Annotated in this window: 16 protein-coding genes; 8 read left to right on the top strand and 8 right to left on the bottom strand. The window is 52.9% G+C overall.

The window, feature by feature from the left end; genetic code table 11:
* Window positions 1-110: 110 nt before the first annotated feature.
* Complete coding sequence (locus LY85_RS03090; RefSeq protein WP_141825413.1) at window positions 111-1868, bottom strand: methyl-accepting chemotaxis protein; 1758 nt, start codon at window positions 1866-1868, stop codon at window positions 111-113.
* A 441-nt stretch (window positions 1869-2309) separates the two neighbouring features.
* Here LY85_RS03090 and LY85_RS03085 point away from each other — a divergent pair, with 441 nt between their 5' ends.
* Complete coding sequence (locus LY85_RS03085; RefSeq protein WP_141825412.1) at window positions 2310-2675, top strand: helix-turn-helix transcriptional regulator; 366 nt, start codon at window positions 2310-2312, stop codon at window positions 2673-2675.
* A gap of 42 nt (window positions 2676-2717) precedes the next feature.
* Here the strand turns inward: LY85_RS03085 and LY85_RS03080 are convergent, their stop codons facing one another.
* The gene (locus LY85_RS03080; RefSeq protein ID WP_141825411.1) at window positions 2718-3647 is read right to left on the bottom strand and encodes a S1 RNA-binding domain-containing protein; all 930 of its coding nucleotides are present in this window, start codon (window positions 3645-3647) and stop codon (window positions 2718-2720) included.
* A 162-nt stretch (window positions 3648-3809) separates the two neighbouring features.
* Here LY85_RS03080 and LY85_RS03075 point away from each other — a divergent pair, with 162 nt between their 5' ends.
* Both LY85_RS03075 and LY85_RS03070 read left to right on the top strand, forming a co-directional pair.
* Window positions 3810-4685 (top strand): peptidylprolyl isomerase, encoded by an 876-nt coding sequence (locus tag LY85_RS03075; protein WP_038324686.1) that lies wholly within the window; start codon window positions 3810-3812, stop codon window positions 4683-4685.
* A gap of 190 nt (window positions 4686-4875) precedes the next feature.
* A complete protein-coding gene (locus LY85_RS03070; RefSeq protein WP_141825410.1) occupies window positions 4876-6489 on the top strand; it encodes a CTP synthase in 1614 nt (537 codons plus the stop codon).
* A gap of 288 nt (window positions 6490-6777) precedes the next feature.
* Here the strand turns inward: LY85_RS03070 and LY85_RS03065 are convergent, their stop codons facing one another.
* The 5 genes from LY85_RS03065 to LY85_RS03045 all read right to left on the bottom strand — a co-directional run bounded on the left by LY85_RS03065 (window position 6778) and on the right by LY85_RS03045 (window position 13369).
* Complete coding sequence (locus LY85_RS03065) at window positions 6778-8724, bottom strand: DUF2207 domain-containing protein (RefSeq protein WP_185741076.1); 1947 nt, start codon at window positions 8722-8724, stop codon at window positions 6778-6780.
* A 28-nt stretch (window positions 8725-8752) separates the two neighbouring features.
* A complete protein-coding gene (locus LY85_RS03060; protein ID WP_038324681.1) occupies window positions 8753-9310 on the bottom strand; it encodes a LemA family protein in 558 nt (185 codons plus the stop codon).
* 195 nt (window positions 9311-9505) lie between these two features.
* Window positions 9506-10147: a redox-sensing transcriptional repressor Rex gene (locus LY85_RS03055; protein ID WP_141825409.1), complete on the bottom strand. Its 642-nt coding sequence runs from the start codon at window positions 10145-10147 to the stop codon at window positions 9506-9508.
* A 27-nt stretch (window positions 10148-10174) separates the two neighbouring features.
* The gene (locus LY85_RS03050; RefSeq protein WP_141825408.1) at window positions 10175-11383 is read right to left on the bottom strand and encodes an NADP-dependent isocitrate dehydrogenase; all 1209 of its coding nucleotides are present in this window, start codon (window positions 11381-11383) and stop codon (window positions 10175-10177) included.
* A gap of 51 nt (window positions 11384-11434) precedes the next feature.
* The gene (locus LY85_RS03045; protein WP_141825407.1) at window positions 11435-13369 is read right to left on the bottom strand and encodes an aconitate hydratase; all 1935 of its coding nucleotides are present in this window, start codon (window positions 13367-13369) and stop codon (window positions 11435-11437) included.
* A 244-nt stretch (window positions 13370-13613) separates the two neighbouring features.
* Here LY85_RS03045 and LY85_RS03040 point away from each other — a divergent pair, with 244 nt between their 5' ends.
* The 5 genes from LY85_RS03040 (at window position 13614) to LY85_RS03020 (ending at window position 20089) form a co-directional block, all read left to right on the top strand.
* Complete coding sequence (locus LY85_RS03040) at window positions 13614-14450, top strand: ATP-dependent Clp protease proteolytic subunit (RefSeq protein WP_141825406.1); 837 nt, start codon at window positions 13614-13616, stop codon at window positions 14448-14450.
* 124 nt (window positions 14451-14574) lie between these two features.
* A complete protein-coding gene (locus LY85_RS03035) occupies window positions 14575-17073 on the top strand; it encodes a DNA translocase FtsK (protein ID WP_038324675.1) in 2499 nt (832 codons plus the stop codon).
* Between the two features lie 5 nt (window positions 17074-17078).
* A complete protein-coding gene (locus LY85_RS03030; RefSeq protein WP_141825405.1) occupies window positions 17079-18953 on the top strand; it encodes a YgiQ family radical SAM protein in 1875 nt (624 codons plus the stop codon).
* Window positions 18920-19843, top strand: a complete 924-nt coding sequence (locus tag LY85_RS03025) for a ComEC/Rec2 family competence protein (protein WP_141825404.1) — start codon at window positions 18920-18922, stop codon at window positions 19841-19843. The genes LY85_RS03030 and LY85_RS03025 overlap by 34 nt, the downstream gene beginning before the upstream one ends.
* Window positions 19844-19867: 24 nt before the next feature.
* Window positions 19868-20089 (top strand): DUF3006 domain-containing protein, encoded by a 222-nt coding sequence (locus LY85_RS03020; RefSeq protein ID WP_038324672.1) that lies wholly within the window; start codon window positions 19868-19870, stop codon window positions 20087-20089.
* A 66-nt stretch (window positions 20090-20155) separates the two neighbouring features.
* On the opposite strand, the gene LY85_RS03015 is transcribed toward LY85_RS03020, so the two are convergent.
* The gene (locus LY85_RS03015; protein WP_141825403.1) at window positions 20156-21304 is read right to left on the bottom strand and encodes an FtsW/RodA/SpoVE family cell cycle protein; all 1149 of its coding nucleotides are present in this window, start codon (window positions 21302-21304) and stop codon (window positions 20156-20158) included.
* Window positions 21305-21389 lie beyond the last annotated feature (85 nt).

The following is a 21389-nucleotide window of genomic DNA, read 5'->3' as shown; positions in this document are numbered from 1 at the left end:
GGCTGTCATTCAAGGCGGAGCATGCGATGCGCAGCTCCGCTTTCCATAAAAAAAGTCAAAGAATACGTACGTATTCTTTGACTTAAATAATCGTGATTTGATTTTTCCTGTTAATACTTGTCGCCTGCCGCCATCGGCAGCTCGATGGCTTCCCTTGGGTATGCTGCCGTTTCCAACGGTGCGGAAGGCTGGCCGCTCAGTCTGAATTTTTCGACCAGATCTCTCAGAAGCTGTGCCTGGCTGGAAAGCTCCTCGCTTGCGGCGGCGCTTTCTTCGGCGGTTGCGGAATTTGTCTGAACAACGCTGGAGATTTGCTCCACGCCCAGCGTGACCTGGGAAATGGCGTCGGACTGCCGGTTGGTCGCCACCGAAATTTTTTCAACCGTTTTGGTGACCTCCTCCGCTCTGGCGACGACGCGGTGGAGCGACTGAGCGGTCGCGTCCGCAATTTTCGTCCCGTTTTCTACCTGCCTTACGGAGTTTTCAATCAAAGCGGTCGTATTTTTCGCGGCTTCGGCGCTTTTGCTTGCAAGATTCCTTACTTCGTCCGCAACTACGGCGAACCCTTTTCCGGCCGCTCCGGCTCTGGCGGCTTCCACGGCTGCGTTCAGCGCGAGGATATTTGTCTGAAATGCGATATCCTCAATGGTCTTAATGATCTTTCCGATTTCTCCGGAAGATTCGTTAATCAGGGTCATGGCTTTGACCATGTCGTCCATGTGCTGATTGCTTGTCTCGATTTCCCTGCTGACTTCGGCCACGGATCTGCTCGCGCTGGCGGTATGCTCCGCGTTGTCTTTCACGTGGGTGGATATTTCGGAAATGCTGGCGGAAAGCTCTTCCACGGAGCTTGCCTGCTCCGTAGCGCCCTGCGCCAGTTCCTGCGCGCCGCTGGAAACCTGAGAGGAACCGCTGGCAACCTGCTCCGCCGCCTGATCGATCTGGCCGAAGGTGTGGTTCAAAGTGGCGATAATTCCTAAAATAGAGCTCTTGAGCTGGGCATAGTCGCCGATGTATTCCAGATCGGTGCCCACGGTAAGGTTGCCGCGTTCGATTTCACTGACTATATTTCCGATATCCGATATGTAAGCCCGGATGGAAGCTGTGGATTGTGCGAAGGCTTCTCCCAGCCGGCCGATTTCATTTTGGGAGTTTCCATCAATTTGTACGCTTAAATCGCCCTGCGCGATCTTCTGCGCGGCTTCCGACATCTCAGCCACAGGCTTGCTGATGCTGCGGGAAATCCGAATGGCGATGATAATGGAAATCAGGAAGCTGAGGAAAATGACCCCGACAATGGCAAAGTCCGCAAGCTGGGCCTGTCTGGACAGGTCAACAGCCAGTTTGTTCCCGGTTGTCGTCTTTTCCGTAAGCAGCGCCTCGGTGGAGGCTCGGATGCTGTCGGAAAGAGGGCTGCCCTCGCGGTCCAGCAGCTCGGAGGCTTCTGTGTCCCGGTTTTGTTTGGCCAGTTCAACCACCTGACCGCTGACCTGTTCAAATTTTGTCAGATTTTCCTGAATATGATTATAATAGTCCAGTTCCTTTTCCGTGACCATGCCCTTTTTCATATTTTTCAGGTAAGTATCCAGTTTTTTGCCTGACTGGTCAAGCTCATTCTCGCTTTCCTGTATTTTCTGCGATTCCGTGCTGTAAATGATGTCGCTGAGGATGGCACGGCTTTCATTGAATTGCGTATTGAAAAGCCCGATCTCTCCCTGAGAGAAGCCGTAATCCGTCAGCGCATTGCCGTAAGTGGTGTTTAGAAGCGCCGTTACGGTTACGCCTACGATTCCGCTGATGCTGGAAATGATGGCTACGGCAATAAATGTAATCATCAGTTTTTTAGCGATTTTCATATTCCTGAACATTTTCTCATCCCTTTAACTTTTTGGGTCATTTTCGCTGATCGGGGTATTCTAATATTTGTCATGTGCCCTGGATCAGGACAATGCCGGTGCCGCATCTGTCCGCTCCATGCCCAATACTCTGTGCAGATACTGAACGATTTTGTTTACACCTCTTCTTTTACAGGATTTCTTACAGCAGTTCCCTTTCAGTTTGCGAGACAAAACACGTTCTTTCCCCGCCGAAGGGAGGGAAAGAACGCAGCCTTGTTGCAGAGAATCAACCGGAATGCCGTAAGTTAATATTTCATAAAAGTCAATATAATCAAATAATTGCCTTTTTCAGTATACGCGAAAAAAAACGATTTTTCAATACTTATAGTCACTTTTTGTAGAATATCTTTAGACATCAATTGGGCGCTTGTGAAAAATGTGACCAGTAAGGATGAGGGGACAGAGGTAAACATGGATAAGGCAAAAATGGAAATCATGCAGAAAACTGCAGAGCAAATCAAACATCTGCGCAAGGTAGCGGGCTTCAGCCAGAAATCGCTCGCAAATTCCGCCGGACTGGACCCGGCTTTTTTAGGTCATATCGAACGGTGCCTGAAGTGTCCGACGATCGACACGCTCAATAAAATCGCAATGGCTCTGAATATTTCCCTGTCCGAGCTGTTTGATTTCGGCTATCCGAAGAAATGTGAAAAGAAAGAGGCGGCCGTCAAAAGAATCACGGCGGTTGCAGAAAGGCTCACCCCGGAAGAAGCCGAACAGCTGGCGGACCTGGTGGCCGGAATCGTCGCGTTCAAAAGGGAAGGACCCCGCTCATAAAAATCAGGCCGTGGGCCCTTACCGGACCCGCGGCCTGACATCTTATTCCGGTGTAAAATTGGTTGCAATTTCTTTTTCGCTGTCGGGGGGCGAATAGACAAACCGGTCGATCCTGTTTCCAGTGAAGAAATATTTTGGCGCGGAAGGACGGTAGGAGTAGTCGAACGTATCGATAATCACAAGCTTTACCTTCATCCGTGAAGGAATGATGCTTTTTATGTAAACGCTCGCCTGCTGACCGGGTACCACATCCTCCTTGGCTTCCGCCAGCCCGGCAAGGTTGGGGGAAAGCTCGACGAAAATGCCGTAGGACTCGACGGAACGCACAATCCCGGCCACTGTTTCCCCGGCTTTGAACATGGCTACGTTTTCCGCCCAGGTTCCCAGAAGCTCTTTGTGGCTCAGGGTAATGCGTCCGTTTTCCACGGACTTTATTACAACACGGATATCCATGCCGACCGTAAACCGTTCGCGTGGGTGGTCAATTCTGGAAACGGAGATGGCGTCGATCGGCAGCAGCGCGATAATCCCGCAGCCGATGTCGGCAAAGGCCCCGAAGCTTTCCAGGTGGGTCACGCGCGCGTTGATGACGTCGCCCGGAGTAAGCTTTTTCACATACTCGGCCATGCACTTTTCCTGTGCGGCCCGCCGCGACAGCAGGGCGGTCATATGTCCGTCCGTATCCTTCTGGAAACCCGTCACGGTAAAACATACCGGCCGGTTGACTCTGGAAATGATGGCAATGTCACGTACCGTACCTTCGCGAATACCTAAAGCACCCTCGTCGTGCGGAATCACACCCTTCATGCATCCTAAATCGACCAGTAAATTATGCGAGCTGTCACAAATCAGCGCGCGTCCTTCCAAAATTTTTCCATCCCGGCAGGCGTCGTTCAGCGCGGAGATGTTCAGGGTCGCCGCGCGGTTTTCGGGTGTATCGATGATCCAACCCTCAGGATAGTAATCAAACATTTTCCTACCTCCTTTATGTCTTCGCTTATCTATATGCTTAAAATGAATAGGTAATACTAAGCTGATTAATTATTAAATTGTTAATTTATCCCTCTCCGGCTTGAATATTATTGCTTTCTATAATAAAATATAATTTATGTATTACGAAAAGGAGTTATTTTTATGATACAATACACCAGAAAAATGCTTGGATTTGTTTCTGTTTTCGCTTTGCTTCTGAGCCTGACCGCCTGTTCCGGCGGCAGCGCCGCAAGCTCCGCGGCATCGTCCTCTCCGGCCTCCTCCGCACCGGCGAGCTCGGCCGCTTCCAGCCGGGTAAAGCCGGACGACGGCAAAAAAATAGGCTATCAGCTTGAAAAGCCCGCCGCCGGTGAAGACATTGCCGTACTGACCACCAGTATGGGCGTGATCAAGCTCCGCCTGTTTGCGCAGGCCGCTCCGAAAGCCGTTGAGAATTTTAAAGGCCTGATTCAGAAGGGCTATTACAATGGCTTGACCTTCCACCGCGTGATTAACGATTTCATGATTCAGTCCGGCGACCCCAAGGGTGACGGCACCGGCGGGGAAAGCATCTGGGATAAGGACTTTGAAGATGAGTTCAACGCGAACCTGGTCAACGTCCGCGGCTCCGTTTCCATGGCGAACGCGGGTGAGAACACCAACGGAAGCCAGTTCTTCATCAACCAGAGGGGAACCTCCGAAAAGGTGAACTGGGAGGACTATCAGCAGGCGTACAATGTCTATAAGCAGTATCCGGACGCCTTTATCCAGCAGTACGGTACCTATTTCCTCAACATGGACAAGGTCACCGACGCCTATAAAAAGCTGTATGACGACAACGGCGGCAATCCCAATCTGGACGGCGCGTACAATATTGTGGAACGGGGACACACCGTTTTTGCGCAGGTAATCGAGGGAATGGATGTCGTCGACAAAATTGCCGCGGTTCCCGTTTCCGAAAACGACCAGGGGGAGAAGAGCAAGCCCGCTACCCCGGTCACCATCCAAAAAGCGGAGATAGAAAAATACCAGCCGTAATACAGGCCGTTAGGCAGGGTGCACAGGTCGGTGGGGCACTCGGGCCGATTATTGGCGGATTGTTTCAAATCTTGTAAGAACAGCATTTATTATCGCCTATTGCATTGACAAGCCAATACAACAGGCGATATAATTAATCTAATTTGGTTTTTGCAGCGGCAGTAAATTCAAGTGCTTATGGAGGGTAACTATGTCAGCAAAATATATTTTTGTAACAGGCGGGGTTGTATCCGGACTGGGAAAAGGAATCACGGCGGCTTCTTTGGGGCGTTTACTGAAGGCAAGGGGACTGAGAATTACCATACAGAAATTTGACCCCTATCTGAATGTTGATCCGGGCACCATGAACCCGTTTCAGCACGGAGAGGTTTTCGTAACCAATGACGGGGCGGAAACGGATCTGGATCTTGGCCATTACGAACGCTTTATCGACGAGAGCCTGACTCAGAACAGCAATATTACTTCGGGCAGAATTTACTGGAATGTCCTGCAGAACGAGCGCAACGGCGATTACGACGGGGGTACGGTCCAGGTGATCCCCCACATTACCAACGAAATCAAATCCCGTATCTACGACGGGAAGGACAATATTGACGTAGCGATCATTGAAGTGGGCGGCACGGTCGGCGATATTGAGAGCCAGCCTTTTCTGGAGGCCATCCGTCAGTTTGCGACGGAGGTCGGCAGAAACAACTGCCTGTTTATCCATGTTACCCTGGTTCCTTATCTGATCTGTTCCCATGAACATAAGTCTAAGCCTACCCAGCACAGCGTCAAGGAACTCCTCTCCATCGGCATTCAGCCGGACATTATTGTTCTCCGTTCCGAAAGGCCGGTCGGCGACGATATTAAAAAGAAGATCGCGCTTTTCTGCAACGTCAATGAAAACTGCGTGATCCAGAACCTGGACCTTCCGCTTCTGTATCAGGTCCCTCTTGCGTTGAAGGACGAGCGTTTGGACGATATCGTCTGCAAACGCTTTGGGCTGGACACGCCCGGCGCCGACCTGAGCGACTGGATCGCCATGGTTAACACGGCCATGTCCATGACGGAAAGCGTCACCATCGGGCTTGTAGGAAAATATGTGGAGCTGCACGATGCGTATCTGAGCGTTGCCGAAGCCCTGACCCACGGCGGAATCGGAAATAACGTCAAAGTGAATATCAAGTGGATTGATTCCGAGACGATCACCCCGGACAACGTCGCGGAAATCCTCACCAGTATGGACGGCGTGATCGTGCCCGGCGGATTCGGCGAAAGGGGCATCGAGGGTATGATTACGGCGATTCACTATGCCAGAGTCAACGGGATTCCGTGCCTCGGCATCTGCCTCGGCATGCAGCTTGCGATTGTGGAGTACGCCCGCGATGTGCTGGGCCTTGCGGACGCGAACTCGGCGGAATTCGATCCGCAGAGCAGCAACCATGTCATCGACCTGATGCCGGAGCAGAAGGACGTTGTCCAGCTGGGCGGCACCATGCGCCTTGGACAGTATCCGTGCAAGCTGACCGCGGGTACAAAGGCAGCTGCACTTTACGGCAACGAGCCGCTCATTTCCGAGCGCCACCGTCACCGCTTTGAGGTGAACAATGATTACCGCGAGCGGTTTGAACAGGCGGGCGTGGTCTTCTGCGGAAAATCGCCTGACGACCATATCGTGGAAATGATGGAAGTTCCGGAACATCCGTGGTTTCTGGGCTCCCAGTTCCATCCGGAATTCAAATCCCGTCCGAACCGCCCGCACCCGCTTTTCAAGGGCTTGGTCGGCGCGGCAAAGGAGTACAAGGCAGGCCAAAAGAAATAAGCCGCCGTATCCGAAATCCGAATTTTCAATGCTGTCTTCCATTTTCAATGGGAGGCGGCATTTTTTGCAGCCGTAATCCCATTTGGGATTTGTTTTACAGCATTTCCAGTCGATTCTGCCACAAGGTTGTGTTTCTCCCCTGCCGAAGGCGGGGGAGAAACGTGTTTTGTCTCGCAAACCGGAATGAAATTGCTGTAGGGATTGCTTTGCCGGCCGTTTGACTAGGAATAAAAAGAGAACCGCCGGAAACCAAACGGTTTCCAACGGTTCTTTTGTGCTGTTATTCGGTTATCTGGCGCCGCCGCCACCGCCGCCGCCAAAGCCGCCGCCTCCTCCTCCGAAGCCGCCGCCTCCAAAACCACCGCCGCCAAAGCCGCCCGAGCCTCCGGATTGGGGCGGGTGCGCAAGGCGCGTGGCGGAAGTGCTGATGTTGCTGATCGTGTTTCCCAGCGAGGCGCCGAAATCGCTGCCGATGTGGCTGAATCCGCCCATGCCGATGGAACGGCCGAACATGTAGTACATATAGCTGCCTCCGTAATTCGTGTAGAGGTAGCCGTCGTCATTCAGCTGAGGATAGACCATTCTGAGCTGATCGCAGACCTTTTTGGAAATACCCATCATGGTTGCGTAAACAAGGTATTCCTCCCAAAGCGTAAGCTCCGGGACGCCGTATTCCTTCATGCGCGAAAATTCGAGCATGTATTTTTTCAGCCCCTGCCATACGGCGTAATCGTATTCTCCCTTTTTGCTCAGCCTTGTTTTGCCGCTCGAAGCAATAATGAGCAGGACTCCAAAAATGATGAATCCCACGGGAATGTAGACCAGCCAGCCGCCTGAAAGCAAAAGGATCGCGATGGCTCCCACAATACCGAGAATTCCCAGAACGGAGCTGACCGTCAGAAAGGAGGGCCGGCGCTCATAATACCCGCGCGAGGCGATTTCCCTCTTTGTCTGCGACAGAAAGAGTTCCATTTTGCTGTCGATCGATTTGTTGTGATCCTTGGCGTAATTTTCAAATTGCTTCATGGTAAACCGGCCGTCAAATGACGACGCAACGGCGGAAATCATATCGTAAAATGTCTGCTCGCTTTGCGTAAGCGGCATCTGTTTTGTATTTTCCGCTATGCTTACCACAAAATCTTTTTTCTCGTTGGAGTCAAACTGAACGTACCCCTTGCGCGCCAGACTCATCAGCGTAGCGCTGAAAACACGCCCTTCTTCTTTGCTGGTGACCCCGCCGCTGTAATAATAGAACAGGTTTGCCGCGCCGCCGGGGGAACTGTCCTCCGGTATCTCACGGGTGTATTCGGGAGCCTCCACCTGATACGGTCTGGCTTTCTTTTTCAGCCATATCAGAATGAAAATTCCCGCTATCACCAGAACAACTCCGGCCACGGCATCCACTACGCCGACCGTGTAGTTCAGCTTCTGCTGCTTCTCCCAGTCCTGCGCCCATTTGGTTTCTTCCTTTTCAATATCGCTCAGTACGTTGACCGTACTGATTTTTGTTGAATCCGGAAACAGGGAAACGGGCATGCAAACGCGTGTTTCCACCAGCGTTTCCGGCGGAACCTCGTTTGCGGTAAAGGAAATCCGGGAAGGGGAATCGATGGTCAGCTGACTCTGTGCCGTACAGTGCAGCCATCCCTTTACTTCCTTATCCTTCGCGCCGGAAGGAATCAGAATCGTACCGTGCAGCTGAGTGATCGGGATACTGAATTTGTTTCCGACAAAGGCGTTGTACAATACGGAAGTATCTCCGTATACGCTGACAAGGTTCTTGATAGTGTATGACACCTTGAAGTTGCGTACGCCGCTGTCGATTGACGGCAAAAACCAGCCGATCTCAATATCCTCCGCCGTGTTGTAAATGTAACAGACGTTATCTTCGGAAAAATAGCCGCTTGTCGGATCGATATCGTCACGGAAGCTGTACTGAACGTTTTCATCCATGTCGTACACGGATAAATTCTCGATTCCTGCGCTCTGGCTTCCGTTTACCGGGAAGGTTTTATACAGGTTGCTGTAGGGCTTGCCGCGGTCTTCCAGATTGATGCGCCAGGTTTCCGTCACCTGCATATCGCCGTTACTGTTCAGCTGAGAAACGATATCCAGATTTTCCAAAGTCTGCTTTGCGCCGTGCTTGTAGCCGCCGGCGCCGATGCCGATGATAAAAAGAATCAATAGTACAGCGGCGACGGCCGCAGCCATCCCGCCAAAAAGCTTTTTGGCCAATCTGTATGCTCCCTTCGTTCGCTGAAAATCAGAATTTTACCTGTGGTACGGCTTTATCCGCTTCCTCGATCTCAAAGTATTTTTTCTGTCCGAAATGGAAGAGGGAAGCAATGATGTTGGACGGGAAATGCATGACGTATTCGTTGTATTTCATTGCGGTGTCGTTATAAAACTGGCGGGCGAAAGCAATTTTGCTTTCAATGTCCTTCAGCTGACCCTGCAGGTCCAGAAAATTCTGGTTTGCCTTCAGGTCCGGGTATTGCTCCGCCGTGGCAAACAGGTTCACCATCGCGCGGGACAGCTTGGCGTTGTTCTCCATCGCCTCTTCGGGGGTTTTGGAGCTCATGGCCGCGCTGCGCCATTTTGTGACCTCTTCCAGGGTCGATTTTTCATGGGAAGCGTATCCCTTGACGGTTTCCACCAGATTGGGGATGAGGTCAAAGCGCTTTTTCAGCTGAACGTCCACCTGTGCCCATCCGTTGTCCACTCTTACGGAAAAAGAGACAAGCTTGTTGTACATGCCTGTGACCCAGAAAACAAGAATCAGAATAACTGCGGCAATAATGCCAAAGGTGATCCAATCCATGATGTGTACCTCCTAATCATCTCTGCGATTTTTGAAAACATCTCAAAACATCGGTTAAATTGCTTCAAAGTGATCATAACATATTTTACATAAAAAGAAAAGCGGGGGAAAACAATCCTTATTGTACCCCGAAAACAGATTTTATTTGCCGTGCAAAAAGGGGAAAGGACTTTCGGTTCCTTTCCCCTGAACGGCTTATTTCTGGCTCGGGTTTGAAATTCGGTAGCAAAGCGTCATCAGGCTGTCATTCAGATGAACGTTTTCCACAATCGTATCTTCGTACTTCATTGCAATATCATAATGGCTGAAGTTCCAGTAATTGCGCACACCCAGAGTATACAGGCGTTCAATCACGGCATGAACGCCGTCGCGGGGGATGCAGAGCACAGCCATGGTCGGCTGTTCCTTCCGGCAAAAATCTTCCAGCTCTACCGTGTCGAGTACGATCTGACCGTTGATTCTTGTCCCGGTTTTACTGGGGGAACTGTCAAAAATACCGACCAGTCTGAACCCTTCATCATCAAACGACATGTGAGAGGCAATTGCTCTTCCCAAATTTCCGGCTCCGACCAGAATCGCTTTATACTCATTGGAAAGGCCCAGAATATTCCCGATTTCATCACAGAGCTGGTCGACAATATAGCCGTAACCCTGCTGGCCGAACCCGCCGAAGCAGTTCAGGTCCTGACGGATCTGCGAGGCGGTCAGCCCCAGCTTCACGGACAGCTCGGTGGAAGAGATTCTGGTGACCCCTTTTTGTTTCAGATGGGTTAAAAAACGATAGTAGCGGGGCAATCTTCTGATTACCGACATTGAAATATTTTCGCGTCTTGGCATACGCTTTCCCTCCGTAAATAGTCCGGTTTATAAAAGCCGAACCAGACTTTTATTGACTTCCCTCAAAAAGGTTTCGGTGTCAACTGTAGTTTTGTTTGGCAGCGTGGAAAGAGCGGCAAGGTCGCCGGTCATAATGCCGCTTTCAACGGTCTGAATAGACGCCTCTTCCAGTTTTGACGCAAAATCCATCAAGGCAGGAAGATGATCGAGCTCTCCGCGTTTTTTCAGCGCGCCGGTCCAGGCAAACAGGGTAGCCATGGAATTGGTGGACGTCTTTTCGCCCTTCAGATGTTTGTAGTAATGGCGCTGCACGGTTCCGTGGGCCGCCTCGTATTCATAGATTCCCTCGGGCGAAACGAGGACGCTCGTCATCATGGCAAGGCTGCCGAAGGCAGTTGCGACCATATCGCTCATGACGTCGCCGTCGTAATTTTTGCAGGCCCAGATATATCCGCCTTCTGAACGGATCACACGGGCTACCGCGTCGTCAATTAAGGTGTAAAAATAGGTGATACCGGCTTTTTCAAATTCTTCTTTGTAATCGGATTCGTAAATTTCCTGAAAAATATCCTTGAAACGATGATCGTATTTTTTTGAAATCGTGTCCTTGGTTGAGAACCACACATCCTGCCCGACGTCGAGCGCATAGCTGAAGCAGGACCGGGCAAAGCTTTCAATGCTTTTGTCAATGTTGTGCTGGCCCTGAATAATGCCGGATGTTTCGAAATCATGAATCAGCGCGCGCTCTTCGGTGCCGTCCGCTTTTGTAACGACAAGCTCGGCCTTCGCGCCGGTGGGAACGGTCATTTCCGTATTGCGGTAGATGTCGCCGTAGGCGTGGCGCGCAATGGTGATCGGCTTTTTCCAGGTGGTGATAAAGGGCGTAATGCCCTTCACAAGGATAGGGGAACGAAAAACGGTGCCGTCCAGAATTGCACGGATGGTGCCGTTCGGGGATTTCCACATTTCTTTTAATCCATACTCGCGCACTCTGTCCGCGTTCGCGGTGATCGTCGCGCATTTTACGGCAACGCCGTATTTCTTTGTGGCGTAAGCGGAATCAAACGTGACCTTGTCGTCGGTTGCGTCGCGGTTCTCCAGCCCAAGATCGTAATATTCCGTTTTCAGGTCGATATAGGGGTTCAGCAGGATCTCTTTAATCATTTTCCAAATGATTCTGGTCATTTCGTCGCCGTCCATTTCCACCAGCGGCGTCGTCATTTGAATCTTATTCATTCGTAGCCCTCCGTTTTCTGTAAGCGTTCTGCAAGTACGTTGTATTTTGTATCAGCTGTTCTGTTCTTTGATGTAGCTCAGCAGGCCGCCCGCAAGAACGATCTTTCTCTGACGGTCGCTCAAAATGGCGTCTGCTTCAAAGGAGGTGCCCTTTGTCAGGTTTTTTACAAAAACGGTTCCGCCGTTTTCAATGGTGGTGCGGATATCCGGCAGCTCCAGTTCGTCCATCTGGTCGATTCCGTCGTAATCCTTCTCGTTTTTGAATACGAGCGGAAGGATGCCACCGTTCGCCAGATTGGCGCAGTGGATACGTGCAAAGCTCTTTGCAATCACCGCTTTGATTCCAAGATACAGCGGGACCAGAACGGCGTGTTCACGGGACGAACCCTGCCCGTAGTTGGAACCGCCTACAATGATGCCTTTGCCGTATTGGCGGCAGCGCTCCGGGAATTCCTTGTCGCAGACGGTGAAACAGAAGTTGGAAAGGTGGGGAATGTTGGAACGGTACGGAAGAATTTTTGCCCCCGCCGGCATAATGTGGTCGGTCGTGATATTGTCGCCGACCTTCAGCAGGGCTTTTGCGGCAATGTCCCGGGGAAGGGCGGTGGTGGTGGGGACTTCCTTGATATTCGGCCCGCGCAGGACTTCCACGTTTTCCGCTTCCTCCTCACTGGCGGGGGGGGTGATCATATTGTCGTTGATCAGGAATTTTTCTGGCTGTTCGATGGGAGCCTCCTCGCCCAGCGTCCGGGGATCGGTCAGAACGCCGTTGATGGCGGAAGCCGCGGCGGTTTCCGGGCTGACAAGGTAGATTTGGGCGTCGGCCGTGCCGGAACGTCCCTCAAAGTTGCGGTTGAAGGTCCTCAGCGAAATGCCGCCGGAATTCGGGGATTGTCCCATCCCGATGCAGGGGCCGCAGGCGCATTCCAGAATCCGCGCTCCGGCGGAAATCAGATCGGCAAGCGCACCGTTCTGCGCAAGCATATTGTAAACCTGTTTGGAGCCGGGGGCAATCGAAAGGCTCACATCGGGGTGGACCGTCTTTCCTTTCAGTATGGAAGCGATCCGCATCATGTCGCGGTAAGAGGAATTGGTACAGGACCCGATACAGACCTGATCCACTTTGATGGGGCCGATCTCGTCCACGGTTTTTACCGCGTCCGGGCTGTGGGGACAGGCCGCCATCGGTTTCAGTTCGGACAGGTTGATCCCGATGGTTTCATCGTATTTCGCGTCAGCGTCCGGCTTCAGCTCCACCCAGTCCTTTTCACGGCCCTGTGCTTTCAGAAACGCAAGGGTTACTTCGTCGGAAGGGAAGATGGAGGTGGTTGCGCCCAGCTCAGCACCCATGTTGGTGATGGTCGCGCGCTCCGGCACGCTCAGCGCCGCGATCCCTTCGCCGCCGTATTCCACGATCTTGCCCACGCCGCCCTTTACGGACAGAATGCGCAGGACCTCTAAGATAATATCTTTGGCGGAAACCCATGGAGAAAGCTTTCCGGTCAGATTGATACGCAGCATTTTCGGCATGGGGATGTAATATTCGCCGCTGCCCATGGCAACCGCAACGTCAAGCCCGCCGGCGCCCATGGCGAGCATGCCTATTCCGCCGCCGGTGGGGGTGTGGCTGTCCGAGCCGATCAGCGTTTTGCCGGGAACGCCGAAGCGCTCCAGATGCACCTGATGGCAGATCCCGTTGCCGGGTCTTGAAAAATAAATTCCGTGTTTCCTGGTGACCGTCTGAATGTACCGGTGGTCGTCCGCATTTTCAAAACCGGTCTGCAGGGTATTGTGGTCGATATAAGCGACGGAGCGCTCTGTTTTTACGCGCGGGACGCCCATAGCCTCGAATTCCAGATAGGCCATGGTTCCGGTGGCATCCTGCGTCAGCGTCTGGTCTATTTTCAAACCGATATCGCTGCCTGGCGTCATTTCGCCGCTTAGAAGATGGGTTTTTATGATTTTTTGTGCCAAAGTCAAACTCATTAGCAAGCTTCCTTCCAATTCGAATTCCCAACATAGTTAAATATATAACCATTATCCAATAAAAAAGCAAAATTGTCAATCTATCCAATCACTTTCTGCCAAAGCATTCTATTTTGACGCTTTATTTTCTTGATGAATATCACAACAGATGATATAATCATAATATTGATATTTCAAACTTGTACATTTCCGTGTATGAGAACACCCTTCTTACGGCACAATAAAGCGGTAGGAGGGATTATCAATGAGCCGTAAAGACCAAAAAGCAAAAGGCCAGAAAGAAGACCAGGATTATATAAAGCGGGCCAATGATGACGATAAAGCCGAGAAAAACGAAAAGCAGACCGACCAGATTATCGACACCGGTTCGGTGATCACCGGCAACGGCAAGCATCTGATTCACTGCCTGACGATCATTGGTCAGATCGAAGGACATTATATTCTGCCTTCGCAGAACAAGACGACCAAGTACGAGCATGTGATTCCGCAGCTTGTCGCGATTGAGGAAGAGCCCACCATAGACGGGCTTCTGATCATCTTGAACACCGTCGGCGGCGACGTGGAAGCCGGACTTGCCCTTGCGGAGCTGGTTGCGGGTATGAAAAAGCCGACCGTGTCGCTCGTGCTGGGCGGCGGCCATTCCATCGGCGTACCGCTGGCGGTTGCCGCCAAGCATTCTTTCATCGCCCCGAGCGCGACGATGACCATTCATCCGGTGCGTATGAACGGCATGCTGCTCGGCGTTCCGCAGACCCTTGAGTATTTCCAGCGGATGCAGGAGCGCATTACGCGGTTCGTCACGCAGAATTCTCACATTTCCCCCGAACGGTTCCACGAGCTTTCCATGAACACGCAGGAGCTGGTTATGGACGTGGGGTCGGTCCTGGACGGAAACGACGCCGTCAGTGAGGGCCTGATCGATTCGCTCGGAAGCCTTTCCGACGCCATCGACTGCCTTTACGATATGATAGACAAAAAGAAAGCGCAGCAAAAAAAGTCCGGCGCAAGAACCGCCAGGGCGGGGGCAAAAAAGCCGGAGCCCAAAACGGCAAAGACCGCTGCCAAAAGCCGCAGCGTATAAAACATCTGATGGAGAATGAAAAGGGAAGCCTTCAGGAATGCGTTTCCCGAATCATTCTTCATCGTAAGTTACATATAACGAATGACCGGAACAAATTAAAATAAAAATATAAGGTGATTATAAGGTGGCAACTCAAAGAACAAATACGAATAAGAAAGCGGCGCCCCGCACACGGAGCAAGCCGAAGGCACAGCACCTTGCCGGCGGAAGAAAAACAAGGGCGGAAAAGGATGCCGAGTATATCAGGCAGCGCAATCAGATCAACGCGATTGTGGTGTTTGCCATGTCCATTCTGATGGTCTGCCTTGTGCTGATCGGGGGCGACCACATCTGGCTGTGGTGCCACAACGCGCTTCTGGGCCTTTTTGGAAGCTGCGCGATCATCTGGCCGATCCTTCTCTGCTACATATCGCTCGTAACGGCTTTTGAGCGCCAGAAAAACCGTCTGGGCAGCAAAGTCATTTTTATGATCGTCATTATTGCGCTGTTTTGCGCGGCTGTCTATATTTTTACCGATCAGAACAATACGCCCATTACCTCGTACTGGGACAGGCTCAAGGATCTTTATACCCTGGGTATCCAAAGGTCCGGCGCCGGGCTGTTCAGCGGCCTGATCGGGATCCCGTTCGTCGCGGCTCTCGGTTCGACCGGGGCAAAGATCGTTATTATTCTGTCTCTTTTCGTAGCGGTTATGATTTTGACTGGGACCAGCCTTGTCCAATTGTTCCGGGCGGTGACAAAACCGGCCGACATGATGGCTGCCAGTTTCAGCAGCGCACAGGAACAGCGGGCGGTGGAACGCGCCCGTCAGGCCAACTCCAACATCGATATTGCGCTTGACCGCGAGGATATGGCGAAGCGTGCTGTTCAGGCCAAGGATAAACAGCAGAAAAACAAGAAGCTCGAACAGCTGGAAAAGGTGTTCGGGGTCAAAGAGCCCGTAGTGGAAAAGATAGAGCAGCCCGCGGCTCCGGTTCCGCCGTCCGCGGATAAAACCGGTTCCGCGGCGGCCGCCGCCGCTTACGCCGCCCGCCAGGCCGTTTCGCCGCAGCCGGAAACGCAAAAAACACCCGAACCCGCCGGCGTGCAGATGACCATGTTCACCGACGAGCCGCCGCAGGACGGCACCTACCATTTCCCGCCGGTCACTATGCTGGAAACCACAAAGGAACTGAGCGAACAGGATGTGACCGAGGAACTGAAGCTGAACGGGCAGATGCTGGTGCAGACGCTGAAGAGCTTCGGGGTCCAGACAAAAATCGTGGATATCAGCCGCGGCCCCGCCGTCACCCGTTACGAGCTGCAGCCCGCCGCGGGTGTGAAAATCAGTAAAATCACGAATCTGTCCGACGATATCGCCATGAACCTCGCCGCGTCCGGCGTGCGTATCGAAGCGCCGATTCCGGGCAAGGCCGCCGTCGGGATAGAGGTCCCGAACAAGAAGGTCAGCGTCGTCAGAATGCGCGAGCTGATCGAGTCCAACAGCTTTGGCGCGGCGAAAAGCCGCCTGACCGTCGTGCTCGGGCGCGACATCGCTGGCGCGGTTGCAACGGCGGATCTGAGCAAGATGCCCCATCTTCTGATTGCGGGCGCCACGGGTTCCGGAAAATCCGTGTGCATCAACTCGTTTATTGTCAGCCTTCTGTATAAATCCACTCCCGAAGAAGTCAAATTTCTGATGATTGACCCGAAGGTGGTGGAACTGGGCATTTACAACGGGATTCCGCAGCTTTTGGTTCCGGTCGTCACCGATCCCCGCAAAGCCGCGGGCGCTTTGGGATGGGCCGTCACGGAAATGCTCAAGCGGTACAAGACCTTCGCCGCGAACAATGTGCGTGACCTGGGCGGATACAACGCGCTGGCGGAAAGCAACGGCTTTCAGGATGAAAACGGGCAGCCCATGCCGCACCTGCCGCAGATCGTCATCATTATCGACGAGCTTGCCGACCTGATGATGGCCGCCCCCAACGAGGTGGAGGATTCCATCTGCCGTCTGGCGCAGATGGCGCGTGCCGCGGGCATGCATCTGCTGATTGCCACACAGCGGCCCTCCGTCGACGTCATCACCGGAATTATCAAGGCGAATATCCCCAGCCGTATCGCGTTCTCCGTTTCCTCCCAGGTGGATTCCAGAACCATTCTGGACATGGGCGGCGCGGAAAAGCTTCTGGGGCGCGGGGATATGCTGTTTTCGCCCGTCGGCTCGCAGAAGCCCACCAGAATCCAGGGCTGCTTTGTCAGCGACAGCGAAATTGAATCCGTCGTGAATTTCGTAAAGAAGTCGCAGGAAGCGGGATATGATAAAAATATTGCCGAAGAGATTGAGAAAAACGCCGTAGCCGAAAAGGACAGCGGAGGCGACAGCGGCGTGAACGGCGATACCGACCCCATGATGCCGGAAGCGGTCAAATGCGTTGTGGAAGCGGGACAGGCTTCGACCTCTCTGCTCCAGCGCCGTCTGCGCCTCGGGTATGCCCGCGCCGGCCGTCTGGTCGACGAGATGGAGCAGATGGGCATTGTAGGCCCGCACGAAGGCTCCAAGCCGCGTCAGGTGCTCATTACATACCAGCAGTGGCTGGAAATGACCATGCAGCAGGCAGATCAAAAAGAAAGTGAAGAATAAGCGGAATGCCTTTTTTACCCATTACAAAAGAAGAAACGAATGCTCTTGGCTGGGACGCGCCGGATTTCGTCGTTGTAACCGGCGACGCCTACGTTGACCATCCCACCTTCGGCACCGCGATTATCTCGCGCGTGCTGGAGCAGTTTGGCTACCGGGTGGCCATTCTGGCGCAGCCGGACTGGCGCACCGACCGGGACTTTACCCGCTTCGGCAAGCCGAAATACGGCTTTCTGGTCAACTCGGGAAACATTGATTCCATGGTCGCCCATTACACCGTGGCGCGCCGCAGGCGCAAAGAAGACGCCTATTCGCCGGGGAACAGAACCGGTCTCCGGCCCGACCGCGCCGTTATTGTCTACACGAAGAAAATCAGGGAGATTTATCCGGATTCGCCGGTCGTTATCGGCGGGCTGGAAGCCTCCCTCCGCCGCTTCGCGCATTACGATTACTGGGAAGATAAAATCCGCCCGTCTATTCTTTTGGACTCCGGGGCGGATTTGCTGACCTACGGCATGGGCGAAAGCCAGACGGTCGAAATTGCCCGCCGCCTGTTTTCCGGCGAGCCGATCAGTACGATCACCGATATCCTCGGCACCTGCTATGCGGTTCCCACAAAGGAATACCGGCCCGTTCCGGCAGTCGACTGTCCCAGCTTTGAGCAGGTCTGTCAGAATAAAAGGGAGTACGCCGTTTCCTGCCGCAAACAGCAGGATGAACAGGACGCCGTGCGGGGACGCAGAGTCATTCAGCGCCACGGCGGCAAAATACTGGTTCAAAACCCGCCGATGCCGCCTTTAAAGCAAAAGGAGCTCGACGCCGTTTATGAGCTGCCGTTTATGCGCACCTATCACCCGTGCTACGAGAGTATGGGCGGGGTCCCGGCCATTCAGGAGGTGGAGTTCTCCATTACGCACAACCGCGGCTGTTTCGGCGCCTGCAATTTCTGTTCGATCGCGTTTCATCAGGGCCGTTCCATCACCACCCGCAGCGAGGAGTCCATCCTGCGCGAAGCGAAAAAACTGACGGAAAGCCCGAATTTTAAAGGATATATCCACGATGTGGGCGGCCCGACCGCCAATTTCCGCCACCCGTCCTGCGACAAACAGGAAAAGCTGGGGCTCTGCGCGGGCGGCAAAAAATGCCTTTCGCCGAAGCCGTGCCCTCTGCTCAAGGTGGACCACAGCGAATACCTCGATATTCTGCGCAGGCTGCGCGCCCTGCCGAAGGTCAAACGCGTGTTTATCCGTTCCGGCATCCGCTTTGATTATTTGATTGAAGACAAGGACGACGCCTTTTTTAAGGAACTGGTCAAGTATCATGTCAGCGGACAGCTGAAGGTTGCGCCAGAGCACTGTACGCCGGAGGTCCTTGACTGTATGGGCAAGCCGCATATTGAATCTTTTTTGAAATTTGAAAAAAAGTATTATTATTTCTGTAAGGAGGAGGGCAAGGAGCAGTATCTTGTTCCATACCTGATGTCCTCCCACCCGGGCAGCACCCTGAAAGACGCGGTTTCGCTCGCCCTGTTTCTAAAGCGCGAGCACCTTCGTCCGGAGCAAGTGCAGGATTTTTATCCCACGCCCGGCACCATTTCCACCTGTATGTTTTACACCGGGCTCGATCCTTATACGATGAAAGAAGTCTATATTCCCCGCACCGACCGGGAAAAGGCGATGCAGCGGGCGCTTCTGCAGTATTTTAATCCAAAGAACAGGGATCTGGTAATTTCGGCGCTGAAAGCCGCGGGCCGCAGCGACCTGATCGGTACGGGCGGCTCGTGTCTTGTTCCTCCCAGCCCTGCCATGCAGCGTGCAGCCCAAGTTCAAAAAAGAGAGAAGCAGGGCAGATGGAGCAGCAAAAAAGCAGTAAAAAGGCGCTGAAAATCACCATCTCACTGTTTCTGGCGATAGGGCTCGTTGTTTCATTGCTGCCGTTTGGGGCGGCAGCCTCCTGGTACCGGATTTTTTCCTATTTCGGACTGCGCGATTTTTCCGCGGCGGCGGATTCCAGTCCGATGTCCCTCCATGTGCTGGAGGTCGGAAAAGCCGACAGCATCTTGATTGAGTGTGAGGGGAAAGCGATGCTCGTGGACGGCGGGACTGTCGATTGCGGGGAGCCGGTGGCGGAATACCTTGATCGCCGGGGCGTGAAGGAACTGGAATATATGGTCAACACGCATCCCGACGAGGACCATATCGGCGGTCTTGCGTACCTGATTGGGCGTTATCCCGTCAAAAAATATTTTGCGCCCGATATCCCGAAGGACCTGATTCCCTCCAGCGAGGAATATCTTGCCGCGCAGAAAGCGCTGAACGACAAACAAATTGCCACGGTTGTTCCCCGGCCCGGAGAAACTTTCTCCCTTGGCAGTATGAATATAGAGGTTCTTGCCCCTGTTCGGCAGGGCGGCAGCACCAACAACAATTCCATCGTCCTGAAGCTGACCTATGGGAAGACGCGGTTTCTGCTGATGGGCGACGCGGAAAAAGAGGAGGAATCCGATTTGATCGCAGGCGGGGAAGACCTTTCCGCCGATGTTCTGAAGGTCGGCCACCACGGCAGCAGTACCTCCACAACGGACGCTCTGCTGAACGCCGTGAAGCCGAAATGGGCGGCGATTTCCGTTGCCGACGATTCCAACGGGCTTCCGAAACGGGAAGTACTGAAAAGACTGTTGTCCGCCGGCGCGGCGGTTTACCGGACCGATGTCAGCGGAACGCTTATTTTTTTGAGCGACGGGCAAAATATAAAGCTTGCAGCCGAGCGCTGATGATAATAAAGAGGGGATAGAAAAATGAAAATGCTGGTCATAGACCGTTTTGAGGGAACCTACGCAATCTGTGAGGACAAGGATCAGAAATTCTTCGCCATTGAAACCTCCGAGCTCCCGCAGGGCGCGCGGGAAGGCGACGTGCTGAACGTGGACGACGCCGAGGGGACGCTCAGCGTCAATGCGGAAGCGACGGCGCAGAGGCGATCCAAAACAAAAAAACTGCAGGATAAACTTTTTCAGTAAAAATGCGGGATATCATAAAAAACACCGTCTGGCTGTTGTCCAGACGGTGTTTTTTATCATGACGCTCTATCGCCGGAGCGTAACTTTGTCCGTGTTCATTCTGTGCATATGCACGTTCTGCGCTAACCCGAACCCCAGATACAGACAGGCTGCGGACGAACCGCCCGCGCTGAAAAATGGGAGCGTGACACCCATGACCGGCAAAAGGTTCAGGCACATGCCTAAATTGAACAGTGCCTGCGCCGCGATCATGCCGAAGAAGCCGAAGCAGATGCTGCTGCCCAGACAGTCGGGGGATTTTCTCGCGATCCGGAGCGTCCGCAGCAGGAGCAGCAGAAGAAGAACCATAATCAGCATACAGCCGAAAAAGCCGAGCTGCTCGCCCGCGACCGAGAAAATAAAATCGCTCTGCTGTACAGGTACCAAGCCCTTGCTGACACGGGAATTGCCGTTGAACAGCCCGCGTCCCCACAGCTGTCCGCTGCCGATGGACAGCCTGCCCTGAATCTGCTGCAGGCCCTTGTCCAGCGGGTCCGTTTCCGGATGGCGGAAAATGGTAAAGCGGTCTTTCTGGTAATCCTGTAAAAGATATTCCCACGCGATCGGAAACGCGACCGCGATTGCCGCAAGAACCGCTCCAAAGTATCTGAGCTGAACCCCGGCTCCAAACGCCATGGCAAGAAACATGCAGAAGAAAATGACCGCGGTGCCGTCGTCTCCCTGAAAATGGACCAGTACGATCGGAATCATCGCGTGGAGAGCCAGCAGGATGACCTGCGGAAAGGATTTCAGCAGATCGCGTTCTTTCAGTTCCGATACATGTTTGGAAAATGTAATGATAAAACCGATTTTGACCAATTCACTGGGCTGAAAGGTGGTACCCGGCAGTTGAATCCATGCTTTTGCGTTAATGCCGCCGCTGCTTTTTACCGCGATACCGAAAATCTGCGTATAAATAATTAAAAAAAGGCAAAATCCCGCCACAATATACCAATAGCTCGCGATTTCCCGGTAATCGATCAGCGTGAACAGGATCGCGCCCACATAGCCGATCACAATGGCGACCAGCTGTACAGTAAAATAGGACTTGCCCGAATCGCTGTTGGGCACGGTTTTGAGCAGCAGGAGGCTGTACGCTGATATCAGAATCATGACGGTCCAATACAGCTTGTCCGCCCGTTTTAAATAGTTGACAAAAGATTTCAAACCTCGCATGACTTCACCTCTAATTTACTTATTATATGATGGAAACGCGAAAACTGCAAGCGAATAATAAAGGAAAACCGGCGCGGGCGGGAAG

Origin of the sequence: Clostridium sp. KNHs216 (genome assembly GCF_006714885.1) — a bacterium.
In the GTDB taxonomy this organism is placed as follows: Bacteria; Bacillota; Clostridia; order Oscillospirales; family Acutalibacteraceae; genus Caproiciproducens.
Note: the sequence above shows the minus strand (reverse complement) of the source record. Positions and strands in the feature narration are given on the sequence as shown.

Bases quoted from the DNA above. Each gene is read 5' to 3' on its own strand.
- LY85_RS03060 (WP_038324681.1), bottom strand. From the start codon at position 9,310: ATGGATTGGATCACCTTTGGCATTATTGCCGCAGTTATTCTGATTCTT.
- LY85_RS03025 (WP_141825404.1), top strand. From the start codon at position 18,920: ATGGAGCAGCAAAAAAGCAGTAAAAAGGCGCTGAAAATCACCATCTCA.
- LY85_RS03040 (WP_141825406.1), top strand. From the start codon at position 13,614: ATGAGCCGTAAAGACCAAAAAGCAAAAGGCCAGAAAGAAGACCAGGAT.
- LY85_RS03075 (WP_038324686.1), top strand. From the start codon at position 3,810: ATGATACAATACACCAGAAAAATGCTTGGATTTGTTTCTGTTTTCGCT.
- LY85_RS03050 (WP_141825408.1), bottom strand. From the start codon at position 11,383: ATGAATAAGATTCAAATGACGACGCCGCTGGTGGAAATGGACGGCGAC.
- LY85_RS03070 (WP_141825410.1), top strand. From the start codon at position 4,876: ATGTCAGCAAAATATATTTTTGTAACAGGCGGGGTTGTATCCGGACTG.
- LY85_RS03030 (WP_141825405.1), top strand. From the start codon at position 17,079: ATGCCTTTTTTACCCATTACAAAAGAAGAAACGAATGCTCTTGGCTGG.
- LY85_RS03045 (WP_141825407.1), bottom strand. From the start codon at position 13,369: ATGAGTTTGACTTTGGCACAAAAAATCATAAAAACCCATCTTCTAAGC.
- LY85_RS03080 (WP_141825411.1), bottom strand. From the start codon at position 3,647: ATGTTTGATTACTATCCTGAGGGTTGGATCATCGATACACCCGAAAAC.
- LY85_RS03020 (WP_038324672.1), top strand. From the start codon at position 19,868: ATGAAAATGCTGGTCATAGACCGTTTTGAGGGAACCTACGCAATCTGT.
- LY85_RS03055 (WP_141825409.1), bottom strand. From the start codon at position 10,147: ATGCCAAGACGCGAAAATATTTCAATGTCGGTAATCAGAAGATTGCCC.
- LY85_RS03085 (WP_141825412.1), top strand. From the start codon at position 2,310: ATGGATAAGGCAAAAATGGAAATCATGCAGAAAACTGCAGAGCAAATC.
- LY85_RS03015 (WP_141825403.1), bottom strand. From the start codon at position 21,304: ATGCGAGGTTTGAAATCTTTTGTCAACTATTTAAAACGGGCGGACAAG.
- LY85_RS03090 (WP_141825413.1), bottom strand. From the start codon at position 1,868: ATGTTCAGGAATATGAAAATCGCTAAAAAACTGATGATTACATTTATT.